Origin of the sequence: Devosia sp. (genome assembly GCF_028290625.1) — a bacterium.
In the GTDB taxonomy this organism is placed as follows: Bacteria; Pseudomonadota; Alphaproteobacteria; order Rhizobiales; family Devosiaceae; genus Devosia.
In genome coordinates, this window is sequence record NZ_JAQGJM010000001.1 from 87,690 (window position 1) to 102,509 (window position 14,820).

13 protein-coding genes and 1 pseudogene are annotated in these 14,820 nt (G+C 60.4%); 6 read left to right on the forward strand and 8 right to left on the reverse strand.

All coding sequences use genetic code 11. The features are described 5' to 3' along the window. Positions 1-234: 234 nt before the first annotated feature. Positions 235-453, forward strand: coding sequence for a hypothetical protein (locus tag JWR51_RS00375; protein ID WP_299742082.1), 219 nt, complete (start codon positions 235-237; stop codon positions 451-453). A 394-nt stretch (positions 454-847) separates the two neighbouring features. Here JWR51_RS00375 and JWR51_RS00380 read toward each other — a convergent pair whose 3' ends face one another. Then, entirely contained in the window at positions 848-1,507 is a 660-nt protein-coding gene (locus JWR51_RS00380) for an isochorismatase family cysteine hydrolase (RefSeq protein ID WP_299742085.1), read from the reverse strand. Positions 1,508-1,649: 142 nt separating this feature from the next. Here JWR51_RS00380 and JWR51_RS00385 point away from each other — a divergent pair, with 142 nt between their 5' ends. Continuing rightward, a complete protein-coding gene (locus tag JWR51_RS00385) occupies positions 1,650-3,179 on the forward strand; it encodes a winged helix-turn-helix domain-containing protein (RefSeq protein ID WP_299742088.1) in 1,530 nt (509 codons plus the stop codon). A 207-nt stretch (positions 3,180-3,386) separates the two neighbouring features. Here the strand turns inward: JWR51_RS00385 and JWR51_RS00390 are convergent, their stop codons facing one another. The 7 genes and pseudogenes from JWR51_RS00390 to JWR51_RS00415 form a co-directional block, all read right to left on the reverse strand. Beyond that, complete coding sequence (locus JWR51_RS00390; protein ID WP_299742091.1) at positions 3,387-4,946, reverse strand: response regulator; 1,560 nt, start codon at positions 4,944-4,946, stop codon at positions 3,387-3,389. Beyond that, entirely contained in the window at positions 4,943-5,365 is a 423-nt protein-coding gene (locus JWR51_RS00395; protein ID WP_299742094.1) for an Hpt domain-containing protein, read from the reverse strand. The genes JWR51_RS00390 and JWR51_RS00395 overlap by 4 nt, the downstream gene beginning before the upstream one ends. Before the next feature lie 81 nt (positions 5,366-5,446). Beyond that, positions 5,447-8,257: a response regulator gene (locus JWR51_RS00400; RefSeq protein WP_299742097.1), complete on the reverse strand. Its 2,811-nt coding sequence runs from the start codon at positions 8,255-8,257 to the stop codon at positions 5,447-5,449. 512 nt (positions 8,258-8,769) lie between these two features. Beyond that, a complete protein-coding gene (locus JWR51_RS00405; RefSeq protein ID WP_299742099.1) occupies positions 8,770-9,267 on the reverse strand; it encodes a hypothetical protein in 498 nt (165 codons plus the stop codon). A gap of 89 nt (positions 9,268-9,356) precedes the next feature. Next, a pseudogene (locus tag JWR51_RS24000) lies at positions 9,357-9,683 on the reverse strand (hypothetical protein); the annotation flags it as partial. Next, entirely contained in the window at positions 9,593-9,973 is a 381-nt protein-coding gene (locus JWR51_RS24005) for a LacI family DNA-binding transcriptional regulator (RefSeq protein WP_366525526.1), read from the reverse strand. The pseudogene JWR51_RS24000 and the gene JWR51_RS24005, both read right to left, overlap by 91 nt. 15 nt (positions 9,974-9,988) lie before the next feature. Beyond that, on the reverse strand, positions 9,989-10,720 hold the full coding sequence (locus tag JWR51_RS00415; RefSeq protein WP_299742105.1) for an FCD domain-containing protein: 732 nt from the start codon (positions 10,718-10,720) through the stop codon (positions 9,989-9,991). Positions 10,721-10,834: 114 nt separating this feature from the next. Here JWR51_RS00415 and JWR51_RS00420 point away from each other — a divergent pair, with 114 nt between their 5' ends. The 4 genes from JWR51_RS00420 to JWR51_RS00435 all read left to right on the forward strand — a co-directional run bounded on the left by JWR51_RS00420 (position 10,835) and on the right by JWR51_RS00435 (position 14,793). Continuing rightward, on the forward strand, positions 10,835-11,959 hold the full coding sequence (locus JWR51_RS00420) for a cupin domain-containing protein (protein ID WP_299742561.1): 1,125 nt from the start codon (positions 10,835-10,837) through the stop codon (positions 11,957-11,959). A gap of 11 nt (positions 11,960-11,970) precedes the next feature. Then, the gene (locus tag JWR51_RS00425) at positions 11,971-12,882 is read left to right on the forward strand and encodes a fumarylacetoacetate hydrolase family protein (protein ID WP_299742108.1); all 912 of its coding nucleotides are present in this window, start codon (positions 11,971-11,973) and stop codon (positions 12,880-12,882) included. 127 nt (positions 12,883-13,009) lie between these two features. Further along, on the forward strand, positions 13,010-14,038 hold the full coding sequence (locus tag JWR51_RS00430; RefSeq protein ID WP_299742111.1) for a carbon-nitrogen hydrolase family protein: 1,029 nt from the start codon (positions 13,010-13,012) through the stop codon (positions 14,036-14,038). Continuing rightward, a complete protein-coding gene (locus JWR51_RS00435) occupies positions 14,035-14,793 on the forward strand; it encodes an Asp/Glu racemase (protein ID WP_299742114.1) in 759 nt (252 codons plus the stop codon). The genes JWR51_RS00430 and JWR51_RS00435 overlap by 4 nt, the downstream gene beginning before the upstream one ends. Positions 14,794-14,820 lie beyond the last annotated feature (27 nt).

Sequence of the window (14,820 nt, forward strand, 5' to 3'; positions counted from 1 at the left end):
AAAGCGGGCGTTGCCATGACGTGGCGCAACTGAGACAGTGTGGTAGTAGGCCCCAGGAAATGAAGCATGCGTCTGACGTGGAGTGGAACCTACCGCGACTGATCTCTATGTTGGCGTTTATGTCCGCAACTGCGCCATCGCGACGGCATGGTACAGTAGCCTGCTCGGTGAACCGTCTTATGTGGCGTCCGAAACTGAGGTGGTGTGGGAGTTCCCTGAGCATCGTATCTCGCGATGGAAGAGGACGCCGAGCACGCCGGTCACTCCGTGGTGACGGTTTTTATGGACGATTTCGACGATCGGATGGCGACGATCGCCTCGCAAGGGTTGGAGCCATCCATCCGGGGGACGTACCGCAACGGAATTCGCAAGGCGCTCTTTCACGATCCCGATGCCAATGAAATCGGCTTTGGTGGTCCACCGATCCCGACCGGCGCTCCTCCATTTCTATGACTTGCTATCTACTCCCGTGGCGCCTTTTCATGGGCCGCATCTGGCGCAAAGCCGACATCGCCTAACGACAAGGGATGGCCGCTTTTGGAAATCCGCTAGTGGTCCCTGAACGTTGGCCATGGGGTCGGGAGTTGTCAGTCTACAAAGCGCCGATTGCGACCGTTCCTTGGCCCGGTGCGACGTCCCAAAGCTGCCGGTCCGCCAATTTGCTGGCAAAGTCTGCAATGGGGTGAAAACGGACCGTCCGCTTCTAGGCAGCAGTTCCGGTGAGCGGACGCTTGGAGGATCGACAGCGCCGGAGCCGATAGCGGACGAACAAACCGCCTTACATAAGCATCCGCTTTCGGCATGGGCCGGCGCGACCGAAACGCCTGGTCGCGCCCTTCGCTGCCTCTTACGCCGCCCGTGAGGGTGAAGCGGTAGTGCGGTCCTGGAGACCGCCGATCATCTCCGCTACCGTTAGCACCTTCGCGGTCGAACAGGCCAATACGACGAGCGTCGCATGATGGACCTCGGCATTGGGCATCGCGCCATAGCCTCGATCCGGATAGTCGTAAGTTGCCGTCGCGTCCGACAGGAACAGTACGTCATAGTTGCGGAACAGCGCATCACGAGCGGTCGACAGGCAGCAGTTCTCCGTGGTGGTGCCCGAGATGATCACCGTATCGATCTGCCACTCGCGAAGAATGATATCCAGATCCGTACCGAAGAACGCGCTGTAGCGATGCTTCTTGATGATATGCTCACCGGGGGCGGGCATCACATCGGGGTAGATATCAACGCCGGCCGTGCCATCGACGAGTGCGTTGTGGGTCGCAATACGCGCGTCGAGCTCCTTGAAATTGCCGAGGTCGGACCCGTCCGGCCGGTGGACATGGGCCGTATATATCACACGAATACCGGCGCCACGGCAGGCGTCCAGCGAAGCGGCAAGCGTGGGCACCATTGCGCGCGCTGCCGGGGTTTCCATCGGCGCTCCCTCAGCGACGAAGTCGTTCTGCATATCGACAACGATCATGACGGTGCGGGCAGGGTCGATCTGTTCAAGCTTCACAATTTCCTCCTCAGTTCTGCAGCGGCCCAATGGCCTACCGAAGTCTGAGACTAAGCTGATCCATGGCCGAAGACCTTGAGAGCGTCTTGATTTACTCTTGAGAAGCACGTGATATTGCGCCGGGCGCATCGGGGCGTTGAAAATGCAGTATCGCTTTGGCGCCTATGAGCTGCACGTCGGGCGCCGCGAACTCACCAGGTCGGGGGAGCCCGTGGCCGTCGAGCCTCAGGTCTTCGATCTGCTGGTTCACCTGGTCCGCAACCATGATCGCGTGCTCAGCAAGGATGACCTGATCGATGGTGTCTGGGGCGGGCGGATCGTTTCGGACTCGACGCTGGCAAGCCGGATCACTGCGGCCCGGAAGGCGATCGGTGACAGTGGGGAAGCCCAGAGCCTGATCCGCACCTATCCGCGCAAGGGGATCCGCTTCGTCGGTGAGATCTTGGAGGGGCCAGCATTGGCCGCAACACCTTCGGCAGGTACTCGCGGCCGGCCATCGATTGCAGTTCTGCCGTTCGAGAATCTGAGCAACGACAGGGAGCAAGACTACTTCACGGATGGGATGGTCGCCGAAATCATCACCGGACTCAGCCGGATCAAGTGGCTATTTGTGATCTCGCGAAATTCCACCTCGATCTACCGGGGGCGTCCCGTCGACATCCGTGCGGTCGGCCGCGACCTAGGGGTGCGCTATGTGCTGGAAGGAAGCGTCCAGCGATCGGGCGATCATGTGCGGGTCACGGGCCAGCTCGTCGACACCGAAACGGCGGTGCAGGTCTGGGCCGAGCGCTACGAGGGCACGCTCGAGAGCATTTTTGCGCTCCAAGACGAAATGACAATGCATGTCATCGGTGCGCTAGAGCCAACGCTGCGCAAGGCGGAACTAGAGCGAGCGCGTCGCCGTCGCCCCGACAGTCTCGACGCCTACGATCTCTACCTGCGTGCCTTGCCGTTCGCGGCCACGGCGATGCCTGAGGACGCCGAGCAGGCCCTCCCGCTGCTGGAACAAGCGATCGGCCTAGAACCAGAATATGCGGCAGCACATGGATTTATCGCGTGGTGCCACGAACAGCGCTATCTGCGCGGCGGACTTCAGTCCGACGTGCGGGACGTCGCGAGGCATCACGCCCATATCGCTATCAAAGTGGGCTCCGACGACGCCACGGCCCTTGCGCTTGGAGGCTTTGTGGTGGGGGCCCTGGAACTCGACTACGAGACCGCCCTCCAAGCGATCGATCGGTCGCTTTCGCTCAGCCCGTCACTGTCCCTGGCTTTCGGATTCAGCTCCATTATTCGTGCCTGGCGGGGCGACACGAGGCTGGCGGTTGAGCACGGCCGGATGGCCATACGGCTCAGTCCCTGCGATCCTCTCATCTACCTCCCCTATGTGGGACTTGCTTACGCTCATTTCTTTGCCGGTGAATTCGCCGAGGCCGCTTCCGCCGCAACGCACGCCGCGGCTGCCAACCCGAATTTCAGCGTGCCGCGCTATCTCCATGCCGCGGCGGCGTTTCGGCTTGGCAAGGTCACGGAGGCGCAGGCCTCTGCTGCCGTACTGTTGCGCCTGCAGCCAGGGTTCACGGTCAGCGGCCTGGTCGCCGGCAACATAACCGCGCCCGGGCAAATGGACCCGCTGGCTAACGCGCTACTGAGCGTGGGCCTCCCCGCGTGATCTGTTGCCGTGTGGCAGAGCCTGTCCATTATGTGGTGCGAAGCTGATGTTGCTCCGGCGGGACGGCAGCTTGTTGCGATTTGGATCTTTGCGCGGGAACGACCGAAATGGAGTCGGCATCTGCCCCATATCGGTTGTCCGGCGTCGCTTGGCGGTCGCCAAATTGCGGACCTTTAACAGCACGACTTGTCTGGCCCTGCGTTCCTGTCAGACACCCTGCCTGGCGGCGGGGCCAATTGATTCCGAGCCCGGATCGAGCTCGTTAGCATCGTCGATCATTGGAGGTTCTGCCTCGGCCTCGTGTTTTGGCTCCACCATCAAAAGACCGACGAATACCAAGGCCAGAGCCCCCCAAGTCAGCGTCGGGACTGCCTCGCCGAGCAGCAGCATGCTCCAGCCAATGCCAGCGGCAGTGCCAGCATACGCCGTTTGACTTCCGAAAAGGGCGCCGGTTGTCTTGATCAGCAGCATAAAGAGCAGCATCGCGAGGTTGGAGGCCGCAGCCATCACCAAAACAATGACGCCAGTTTGACCCGCCAGCAGGTCAAGCGAAACGAAGCCGCTGGATACTGCAGCTATCGGGATCAACATGATCACTGAGGTGAGCTGAACTAACCCGAACAGTGCAATTGTGTCGATCTTCGACGGCCGGCGCTCGGCGAGAAACAAATCCTCGACCGCATAGGTGACGGGAATTAGCAGGGCGAGGACCACCCATGTCCAGTTGGCCGCAATGTTGACGGGCATACCGAAGATCAGGATTGCGATGATACCGGCGAGGCCAAGACCCAGGCCGATGAACCGCTTCACGCTGGGTAATTCGGTGCGCATCAGCGCAGCGAACAGGAAGACAATAAATCCCTCAAGCACAATTACGATCGAGACGATAAAGGCCGGCAGCTGGCTGGCCGTCCAATAGACCAGGACCTGGTTAAGGACAGCGCTCACCAGCGCAAACAGAACGATGAACGAGATATCGCCACGTCCGAGCGTGCTGAGCCTCGGTAGCGTGCCTCGCTTGAGGCTAATGCCGATGCAGATCACCGCACCGATCGAGTCGATGAGAATAGCGAGGCCCACGGGATGCGCTTCGATCTCCGATGCCATCTTGGCAAGCGGCACAACGAGCCCCCACAGCACCCCGCAGGCGATAAGCAACAGCGCACCACGAAAGGTGCGAATACTTTGGCGCAGCTTGCGTTCGCGCTCGTAGACGCTTTGCGCCATCGCCGAGAACACCTTGGCGAGCGTCCCCAGGCTATCGCCACGAACCGCCAGATCCTGGAGGCCGAGCTTGGAGGGGTTGAACTTCCCCAGCTCCAGCGTCGTCGCAGCCCGGGTCAGCTTGGCGACCTGGCGCAGATATTCCTTTTCATTGTCGCGCAGTCGCTTCTTCTCGATGCACGTCGAAAGCCTTGCTCTGAGAAGGGCCAGTTCGAAGTCCTTCGGCAGAAAATCCTCGGCGCCAAGCTCAATCGCCTTGACGACGCTGGTCATCTCCTCATCGAGGGCAGAAATAACAATGACCGGCAGATCTCTGGTCCCGCTCGAGGATTTCAGGGCCTTCAGCACCTCGAAGCCGTCCATTTCCGGCATCACGATATCGAGCAGGGCAATATCGAACGAGGCGCCGTTCAGAACTTCTAGTGCCTCTGCGCCGCTGCCAACCGCTTCGGCTGCATAGCCCAGCGCCTCTATGGCCTTCCTGAGCTTGGTTCGAATCATGGCTGAGTCATCAATGATCAGAACGCGGCCGCTCTCGGTCATCGGCTGTTCACGGGATAGAGGTTCCGTAGTTCGGCGACTGCTTCGGTGAACGCCAGGTTTGCTGCATCGACATCCGACGTCCCGGGACGTTCTCCGGCCGCGCAGCGCGCTTCAAGCTTGGCACAGAGTGCGGACAGCTCGATAGCGCCCATATCTCTGGCATTCGACTTGAGCGAATGCGCCGCCCTGCGCATCGTTAGAAGGTCGGCCGAGCACTGTGATAAGGTGATCGCTTCAATAAGCCCGGGACCTTCTTCAAGAAAAGACTCGACTAGCTCTACGAGATCGACTTCGTCGCCACCGACGATATCGCGCAATTTGTCCAGCGCCTGTCTGTCGATTGCCAATTTGCCCCCCCGCTGCATGAAATCGACGACACCTAATACTGATTTAGTATCGGCGTGAATGTTGACGGCCACCCAACATCATTGTCAATGGGGACAGTCTAACTATCCAGTACGACGCGGGCGCCATTCGCCCCGGCCTGAATAACGCACAATCTAGATTTGGGTAGAAGCGGTGAAAGCGCGTCTCAGTGAGGCGACAATCTTTTCGACGTGCAGCGGTTTGCTGACATAGTCGTCGAGCCCGGCCTCAAGATACCGTTCGCGATCGCCGGACATCGCGTTCGCAGTGAGCGCCACGACGTAGGGCTGCGACCTGCCCTGGACCGACGCGCGGATCAGCCTCGTCGCCTCGATGCCGTCCATGTCGGGCATCTCGATATCCATGAACACGACGTCATGGGCACCCAGGGCATAAGATGCAATTGCCGAGCGGCCGTCGGCGGCCAGATCTGGCGTGTAGCCGAGGCGCTCGAGCACCTTGATAGCGAGCTTGCGGTTGGTGGCGTTGTCGTCCACCAGCAAGATGTTGAGAGGGTACTTGCTGGCCGTTTCGGCAACAGCGAAATCGCCAGCTTGGTCCGTCTTGTAAGTGCGTAGCGCGACGCCGGCAAAGATGGCCATGAAGGCGTTGAGCAGCGGCGAAGCTTTGATCGGCCGGTTGAGAACGACCGCGACCTTGACGCGTTCCATGTCGCGCTTCTGCTGCTCCGAGATCGGGAGCATCGCACTCAGGAGCACGATCGGCATATTGCCGCGCTCGCCCAATGCGCGAATCCGTCTAGCCAGGACAATACCGCCTGTTCCGGGCAAGTCCAGGTCGAGCACTAGGACGTCCGGGGGCCCGCTGCCCAAAACCACTGCCATTGCCTCGGACGCCGAGGCAATGGCAGTGGCCTCCATCCCCCACGATTGTGCTAACTGCGAGACGATCCGCTGGTTCGTGGTATTGTCGTCTACGACAAGCACCCGCCTTCCGGCGAGTTCGGGCGCAGGCGGCGGGCCCGGCAGGTTGCCCGCTGGGGCGCTCCGGGTGCTCAACGTAAAGCTGAAGGTAGCGCCGCTCCCCTCGACGCTGTCGACCCATACCTCACCACCCATGAGGTCAATAAGGCGCTTGCTGATGGCAAGGCCGAGGCCGGTGCCGCCATAGCGACGCGTCGTCGATGCGTCGATCTGACTGAACGACTTGAACAGTCGGTCCATCCGATCCTTCGGGATTCCGATGCCGGTGTCACTTATGGCAAACCGCAGCACCACTCCGGTAGGGTCCTGGTCGGTTTGCGGCACCGGCGTCACCGAGAGGATGATCTCGCCTCTGTCGGTGAACTTGACCGCGTTGTTGAGCAAATTGAGTAGAATCTGGCGCAGGCGATCGTTGTCGGCAACTATGGTCTCCGGAGTGCCTGGTTCGATGATGTAGCCCAGATCGAGCCGCTTTTCGGCGGCCCTCGTCGCAACGAGATCGATCGCGCCTTCGATGCAATCCCTGAGGACGAACGGGCGGAGATCGAGATCGAGTTTGCCGGCCTCGACCTTGGAGAAATCGAGGATGTCGTTGATGATCGTCAGCAGCGCCTCGGCGCTGTCGTTGACGGTCTGGCCAAGGTCGCGCTGCTCGTTATTGAGCCTGGTGCCCAGCAGCAGGTTCATCATGCCGATGATGCCGTTCATCGGCGTGCGAATCTCGTGGCTCATCGTGGCAAGGAACGTGCTCTTTGCCTCGTTGGCAGCCTCTGCCGCTTCCTTCGCCTGCTGCTGCGACAGCGAAAGCTGCAGGGTCTCGGTGTAGAGCTGCGCGTTGTGAAGCGCCGCGCCGGCATTGGCGGCAATGGTGAACAGCAGGCGGACCGAATTGTCGTCGAACATGCCCTCCCGGGTGGTGCTCTGTACGCTGATGACGCCCATAGTGCCCTGGTTGGTCTTGATCGGTACGCCGAGATAGGACAGCGCATCTTTGCCAACCCGGGTAGCGCCGATCTCGGCGCTGCGCTCGTCCAGGTCCTGATTGATAAGCAGTGGCTCACCGGTCTCGATGATCTTGCTGGTGAGCCCCTCACCCAGCTTCAGCGTGGAGAATGCTTCTCCATACTGGTAGGGGAAGTCGATTAGGCCGGTCTGGGGGTCCAGCAGCGCGACGTAGACAATGTCCGCCGCGAAAATGTCGCGCATTTGGTTGCCGATCAGCTGAATCGTGCTGTCGAAGTCGGCCTCGGCAATCAGCGCCTCGCTGACCTTGCTGATGGCGCCGAATTCGGCGGCGCGCTGCTCGCTTTGCTTCAGCAGGCGCTGGGTCTCATCAAACAGGCGAGCATTTGCGATGGCGACACCCATGCTGGTCGAGAGCCCCTGAAGCAGACCCACATGAGCCTTGTTGAAGGCATTTGGCTCATAGCTTTGGACGCTGACCACACCCAAAACTTCGTCCCCTGCTATGATCGGCACGCCGAGATAGGATTCGGTATTGTCGTCTTCCGTCGGCGCCAGGGCGCCTAGTACAGCCTGTTCTGCTCCCGTGTTCAGCAGCAACGGTTGTCCGGAGAGGATCACCTTCGACGTTAGGCCCTCGCCCATCGCGAATGGTTCCGGCTCGGTGTAGGTGCCGGAAAATGCGTAGGGGACCGAGATCAGACCCGAACTATTGTCAATCAGCAGAATCTCGATGAGCTTGTCGACAAAAATCTCCCTGACTTTGTCGCCCACGATGCGGGTCACCGTCATCACGTTCAACGACTTGGTCATCGCCTCGCCGACGCTGTTGAAAATAGCGATCTCCTTGGCGCGCCGGTCGCTCTCCTGCGCGGTACGCGTCAGGGTACGGGCCAGCGCTGCGATGTCATCGTGGCCTTCTGCAAGCGATGTGAGTTCATTCCAATCGGCGCTGTCTGTTGCAAGGCGTAGTTTGTGCAGCCGTTCGGAAAGAGACCCGGAATTTGAGTAGGTAAGAGTATCGCAGGCTTCGGACATGATCCCTCCGTGGCCCTGGAGTATCTCAGGCGGGCACTTGCCTAGCAGGCTGGTACCGGGTCGGAAGTTCCTTGGTGGTAACCGGCTCGTGAACCAGAGGTTGGCACAGATATGCGCAAGTTGCACCGATGTTGCGAAAGCCGGCTTTGGGCCAGATCTCTGCTCGTCGCATCGGGCAATTCAATGTCGCCTCCTGGGTTACGCATTCCAATATTCGCCGTCGAACTCCGCACTTTCGTCTTACGTGCGCTATTCCGCCCGCTCAACGTCCGCTTATTTGCAACCGCAAAGATGGTCTGAAGGTCCGAAATGGGGTCGCAAGCCGCCGGACTGCGCCCCGTTCCAAGCGATCGCGCAAAGGACTTACCGATGGTCGGATTGGGCGAGAGGAGACTGGTAGCTTCTGGCGTTTGAGAGACACTGGCGGACGTTCCGCACAGCCAAGGTCTTGGACTGGCCCACCACGCACATCCACGTGCGGAAATCATCACTACTCCAGGGAGAGTGGCCGCCTAAGCAGCCGCCATATTCAGCGCTGGTTCGGGTCCGTCGACCACCGGGCTGATGAAGGGGTTCTCGGCCCGGAAACGTCGATGCTCCTCACCCGCCCGTCCCAGCATGGCGGGATCGTGGATCAGGTCGGCAGCGGTGCTGGCCATGGCCTTGGCGGCGAGCACCATGCCTTTGTGTGCCGCCGGCATCTTGCCCTGTGCGACCAACTGCCACGAATGGCCGGGCGTGCCGATCGCGTAGCAGGCGACGCGGCATTGGACAGCGGGGACGACCCAACTGACCGTGCCGACATCGGTCGAGCCCACCGAGGTGTCGTTGCCGGCGCCCAGCGGGTAGATCGCTTCGCTCAGTGTTTCGCCGGCCACCGGGGCGAGGCCGAAGCGCGCATAGGAGGTGACGATATCCTGCCGCGATAGTGTCTGCTGGATTTCCCCGGCAAAGGCGCGGTCGGCCGCGTCGAAGCCGGGACCGCCGAGGCGCAGCAGGTTTGCGTACATGGTGGCTTCGAGCATAGATTGCCGACGAGATTGGCGTCGCCGCTGAGCACATGGGCTATGTGGCGATGGCCATTCGCCAGGAGGTGGTTAACGGCCGCGCTGGCGGCTCGCTCATTATCTATCAACACATGGGGCAGGACTGCCGCCCCCACCAGCTCGCTTATCGCCACGATGGGTGGCAGCTCATCGTAAAACGTTCGGATGTGTCGATACTGGGATTCGGAAAGATCGATGCCGGACAGAATGATAACACCATCCACTTTGCCGCCAAGTAAGTGGTTCAGCACGAATTCATGGGCGTTTTGGTCTGGGCCGGACGCGATGATCACCGCGTATCCAGCTTGTGCGGCACGTTTCTGCAGCCCCCTGAATACCTCGCCATAATAAATGTTGCCGAGGTCGATGGCGATCGCAATGACGGCTGAGGTGCGCTTGACTTTTTGAAGGCTCGCGTCGGCTCGCTCACTACGTAATTCAGTTCCTTGATCGCCTCGCGGACCCGCTCCAATGTCTTCGGTGCAACGCGCTGCGGCATCGCCAAGGCGCGACTTACCGTGCCTACGGATGTTCCCGCATGGCTGGCCACTTCGCGCATCGTCGCTCTTTTCACTTCGCCCGTCCTTTGGAGCTGGTCGCAGCCGACATCATTGCAGACACCGCCGGCGCCCACAGTGTGTACGGGTTCGTTCGAGGCCTTTGGCTTCATGGATGCATTCAACGTTCAGGACATATGCTCCGCCATGAACCGCTCGATGCTTTCGGACGTCCGACGATAGTGAGCCGTCAGCAACGCAACGGCCTCATCCGTGTTCCGCGCAAATGCAGCCTCCATGATTTGTCTGTGCTCGCCGGCGATATTGCGGCTGGTTGCCGGGGTCTTCCCTGTCAAGGTTGGGAGCCGGTAGCGTTGCGTTTCCGCGTATAGTTGATCGGCGAGATCGATGAGGCGTCTCGATCGGCATTTCGCAATGAGGGCCCCGTGAAAGTCCTTGTGGCGAGCTTCCAGCGCGGACAACTCCTCCATGCTGACGGTTTCGCTGTTCGTCATTCGACGCGCTTGGAGATCAAGTGAGTGAAATGTTGATACGATACGCGCTTCCCAGTCGTCATCGCCATATTCGATCGAGCGTCGAAGAGCTTCGCTTTCGATCAGGATGCGTGTTTCCGTCGCGTCCCACATCTCTTCGGTTGAAACCGCTGCAACCGAGAAGCCTCGCAACGCCGCGGAGGCGACAAGTCGCTCGGTTTGCAGACGATTGAGTGCCTCGCGCAGAGGCGAGAAGCTCAACCCGTACCGTTGCCTCAGAAGCTCCAGCCGCAAGGGCTGACCGGGAGCGAAGACGCCGGTGATGATGTCCTGCCGAAGCCTTTGGTACGCTAGGGCGGCTAACGTTTCGGGCGCCTTCACGCCGCCAGCCTCAGTGCTTTTCCCGAGTTCGAGCGTGTTTCGCATGTCCTGCTTAGTCTCCTGATACGCCGCTCTTATATCATAGAATAGGCGAACGTAAAAAACTCTTTCTTTCGAAAATCAGACATGTCATATAAAAACATGCAGGAGGAAATGCTCATGTCAAACCCTAAGGTAAACCACCGTGAGGACGTCGCGGGGCGCGCCAATGTCCAGGACACTCCCGAGTTGCTCGCCTACTACGATCAGTTGGAGGCACTTGACGCAGGTGCCCTGTGGACTGTGGCCAACAAGATCGAGCCTTGGCAGCCGAAGTCTGCCTCGGTGCCCGTCCTGTGGCGCTACCGCGATTTACGCGAGCACGTTTTGCGCTCGACCCAGCTTGTCACGCCGGAGAAGGCTGGGCGCCGCGTCGTCTACTTGAGCAATCCGGGACGGCGCGACGTTTCCGCTGCCGTCGGCTGGCTCTACTCCGGGCTGCAGGTCATGAATCCGGGGGAGGTCGCCTCTGCTCATGCCCACTCTGCGTCGGCCTTGCGCTTCATCATGGAAGGCAAGGGCGCCTACACGATTGTCGACGGTCACAAGATGACGCTTGGAGCCAACGACTTCGTTCTGACTCCAAACGGAACCTGGCACGAGCACGGCGTCTCCGCAGACGGTACCCCTTGCCTCTGGCAGGACGGCCTCGACATTCCCCTGGTGAATGCACTCGAGGCCAATTTCTACGCCGTGCATGAAGATAAGCACCAAGCCGTCGGCTTCCCGGTCGACGACGCGACGGCTACCTGGGGCAATCCTGGCCTGCGCCCCTCCGGAGACAGCTGGCGCCATCCCTACTCTCCACTTTTGAAGTATGAGTGGGGGCCGACCTACGAAGCCCTTCAGCGCTATGCCAAGGTCACCGAAGGCTCGCCCTTCGACGCCATCTTGCTCAATTATGTCAATCCGCTCACCGGCGGTCCGGTCATGCAGACGATCGGCGCCTCGATGCAACTCCTGCGACCGGGTGAGCATACCAAGGCGCATCGTCACACCGGCAGCGTCATCTATCAGGCGGCCAAGGGCAAGGGTTACACCATCATCAACGGCCAGCGTTTTGACTGGCAGGAACGCGACATCTTCTGCGTTCCCTCCTGGGCCTGGCACGAGCACGGCAACGCCTCCGACCGAGAAGACGCCTGCCTGTTCGCCTTTAGCGACCTTCCAGTCATGAACTCGCTAGGCCTCTATCGCGAGGAGGCCTATGGCGAAACCGGCGGCCAGCAACAGGTTATCGCCTGAGGAATTTTAGCATGCGTCTCATAACCTTTCGCAGTGCCGTCGACGCGCCCGCACGTCTTGGTGTGATCGAAGGCGACCTCGTGGTCGACCTCGAGAAGCTTGGCGCCAAGGTGGGCCTCCCCATACCATCCACTATGCTCGATCTGATCGATCTTGGACCGCCAGGATTGTCGACGCTGCGGTCGGTGCTCGACGAGTGGCGGGAACAATGGCCCATGGGCGTCGCTCGCCCCTTGTCAAACGTCAAGCTCCTGGCGCCCATACCGCGTCCACGAAAGAACATCTTCGGCATCGGCCTCAACTACAGCGAGCACGTCGCAGAGTCGGCGCGCACGCTGGACACGTCCAAGGAGTTGCCGAAACAGCCGGTCATCTTCTCCAAGCCGCCCACGAGTGTGATTGGCCCCGGCGACGCGATAGAGCATAACGGGAATATTACCCAGCAACTTGACTGGGAGGTTGAGCTTGCCGTTGTCATAGGACGAACGGCCCGCCGGGTGCCCGAGCAAGACGCGCTCTCGTTCGTGTTCGGATACAGCGTAATCATCGATGTCAGTGCCCGCGACAATCGCCGGGCCGGCCAATGGATCTATTCGAAGGGGCAGGACACCTACGCGCCCTTTGGTCCATGCATCGTGACCGCCGACGAGATTACGGACCCGCACAATCTCGACATCTGGCTGACCGTCAACGGAAAAACCAAGCAAGAGTCGAACACGCGCTTCATGCTCTTCAAAGTCCCGGCTCTCATTGCCGACATCAGCGCCGCGATCACGCTTGAGCCCGGCGACATCATTGCATCGGGCACGCCAGACGGCGTCGGCGCAGGTCGCAATCCTCAGGAATGGCTCTGGCCTGGTGATGTCGTCGAAGCGGGCATCAGCACGATTGGGACCATTCGCCACCCCGTGGTGGCCGTCTAGGTCAAACCCTGCATGGATGCCCACCACGAATGGGCGCTCGGCTCCTTCCTGGTGGTGGACGACCAACGACGAGGCTTGGGACGCCAGTTCTCCCGCCATTTTTCGATACTTAGGACAGGAGCCGACCATGCTCGACTTACCCAAGTTCAGGGCTGCTGCCGTACAGGCGGCGCCTGTCTTCCTCGATACTGACGCGACGGTCAACATGGTCTGTGCGCTTATCGAAGAGGCGGCGGGCAATGGGGCGCGCCTGGTCGCGTTTCCGGAGGTTTTTGTCTCGGCCTATCCCTATTGGAATTGGGTGATGACCCCGGTGGAGGGAAGTCCCTGGTTCGAAAAGCTTGTTCGATCCGCGATCGAAATTCCCGGCCCCGAAATCAGCAAAATTGCCCAGTCGGCCGCGCGTCACAAAATCAATGTCGTGGTGGGCGTGAACGAGCGAAGCCGGTACGGAATCGGCACCGTTTACAATACGCTTGTCACTATCGGCGATGATGGCCGCATCCTCGGCTGCCATCGCAAGCTCGTGCCGACCTGGGCGGAGAAGCTGACATGGGCGCCTGGCGATGCGTCGGGACTTCGTGTCCATGGCACAACCGTCGGACCCCTGGGTGCACTGGCCTGTGGCGAGAACACCAATACGCTGGCCCGTTTTGCACTGCTGGCGCAAGGCGAGCTGGTGCACGTTGCCAGCTATATTGCTCTGCCGGTGGCGCCTGCGGACTATGATATGGCCGAAGCCATCAAGCTGCGGGCCGCGGCGCATAGCTTCGAAGGCAAGGTGTTCACGATCGTATCCTGCTCGACGATCTCCGAGGATATGATCACGGCGCTTTCGGCCACCCACCCGGCGGCTCGCGATCTTCTCATGCGCCGCAGCAGCGCATTTTCCGGAATTATTGGCCCCGATGGCCGCGTCATCGGTGAGCCCCTGATCGACGTCGAAGGCATCGTCTATGCCGATATCGACCTGTCGCGATGCATCCAGCCGCGGCAGATGCACGACATCACCGGGCATTACAACCGCTTCGACGTTTTCGATCTGCGCGTCAATCGACGACCTCTCCAGGCGTCCCGCTTCGATGACGCCGACGACGATGGAACCCCGGCGGCGCCACCGGCCCCCTCGCCCAAATTTACGGAATCCGCGAAATGAACACACCCCGCCTCTACCGGATCGGTCAGATCGTCCCGTCATCCAACACGACCATGGAAACCGAAATTCCCGCCATCCTGCGTGCACGCGAGGCGCACGGGGACGAGCGCTTCACCTTCCATTCCAGTCGCATGCGAATGAAGCAAGTGACGAAGGAAGAGCTGGCCGCAATGGATGCGGCGAGCGATCGTTGCGCGACGGAGCTTTCCGATGCTCGCGTTGACGTACTGGGATACGCTTGTCTTGTTGCGATCATGAGCATGGGGCAGGGGTATCACCGCGTGTCCGAAGCTCGGCTCCATCAGCGTACCGTGGAGAACGGCGCACCGGCGCCCGTGGTGACCAGCGCTGGTGCGCTTATCGACAGTCTCAAGGTGCTGGGTGCCAAGAAGGTCTCCCTCCTAGCGCCGTATATGAAGCCCCTGACGGCCTTGGTCATCGACTACATCGAGGGCGAAGGCATCGAGGTGGTTGACAGCATCTCGCTTGAAATTGCGGACAACATCAAGGTCGGGCGCCAGGATCCACTTGCTCCCGCAGAGATTACAAAACGCCTTAACACCAGCGGCGTCGATGCGATCATAGCGTCAGCTTGTGTCCAGATGCCATCGCTGGCGTCGATCCAGCACATCGAGGATCGCACCGGACTCCCGGTCATTTCCTCGTCGGTAGCGACAAGTTACTTCATGCTCAAGCGGCTCGGCCTGAAGGCGAGCATCCCGGGTTTTGGCTCATTGCTGTCGGGAGCCTACTGACGGCGGATGCGGATCACAACCGGGCCA

Bases quoted from the DNA above. Each gene is read 5' to 3' on its own strand.
- JWR51_RS00375 (WP_299742082.1), top strand. From the start codon at position 235: ATGGAAGAGGACGCCGAGCACGCCGGTCACTCCGTGGTGACGGTTTTT.
- JWR51_RS00385 (WP_299742088.1), top strand. From the start codon at position 1,650: ATGCAGTATCGCTTTGGCGCCTATGAGCTGCACGTCGGGCGCCGCGAA.
- JWR51_RS00390 (WP_299742091.1), bottom strand. From the start codon at position 4,946: ATGACCGAGAGCGGCCGCGTTCTGATCATTGATGACTCAGCCATGATT.
- JWR51_RS00400 (WP_299742097.1), bottom strand. From the start codon at position 8,257: ATGTCCGAAGCCTGCGATACTCTTACCTACTCAAATTCCGGGTCTCTT.
- JWR51_RS00405 (WP_299742099.1), bottom strand. From the start codon at position 9,267: ATGTACGCAAACCTGCTGCGCCTCGGCGGTCCCGGCTTCGACGCGGCC.
- JWR51_RS24005 (WP_366525526.1), bottom strand. From the start codon at position 9,973: ATGAAGCCAAAGGCCTCGAACGAACCCGTACACACTGTGGGCGCCGGC.
- JWR51_RS00415 (WP_299742105.1), bottom strand. From the start codon at position 10,720: ATGCGAAACACGCTCGAACTCGGGAAAAGCACTGAGGCTGGCGGCGTG.
- JWR51_RS00420 (WP_299742561.1), top strand. From the start codon at position 10,835: ATGTCAAACCCTAAGGTAAACCACCGTGAGGACGTCGCGGGGCGCGCC.
- JWR51_RS00425 (WP_299742108.1), top strand. From the start codon at position 11,971: ATGCGTCTCATAACCTTTCGCAGTGCCGTCGACGCGCCCGCACGTCTT.
- JWR51_RS00430 (WP_299742111.1), top strand. From the start codon at position 13,010: ATGCTCGACTTACCCAAGTTCAGGGCTGCTGCCGTACAGGCGGCGCCT.
- JWR51_RS00435 (WP_299742114.1), top strand. From the start codon at position 14,035: ATGAACACACCCCGCCTCTACCGGATCGGTCAGATCGTCCCGTCATCC.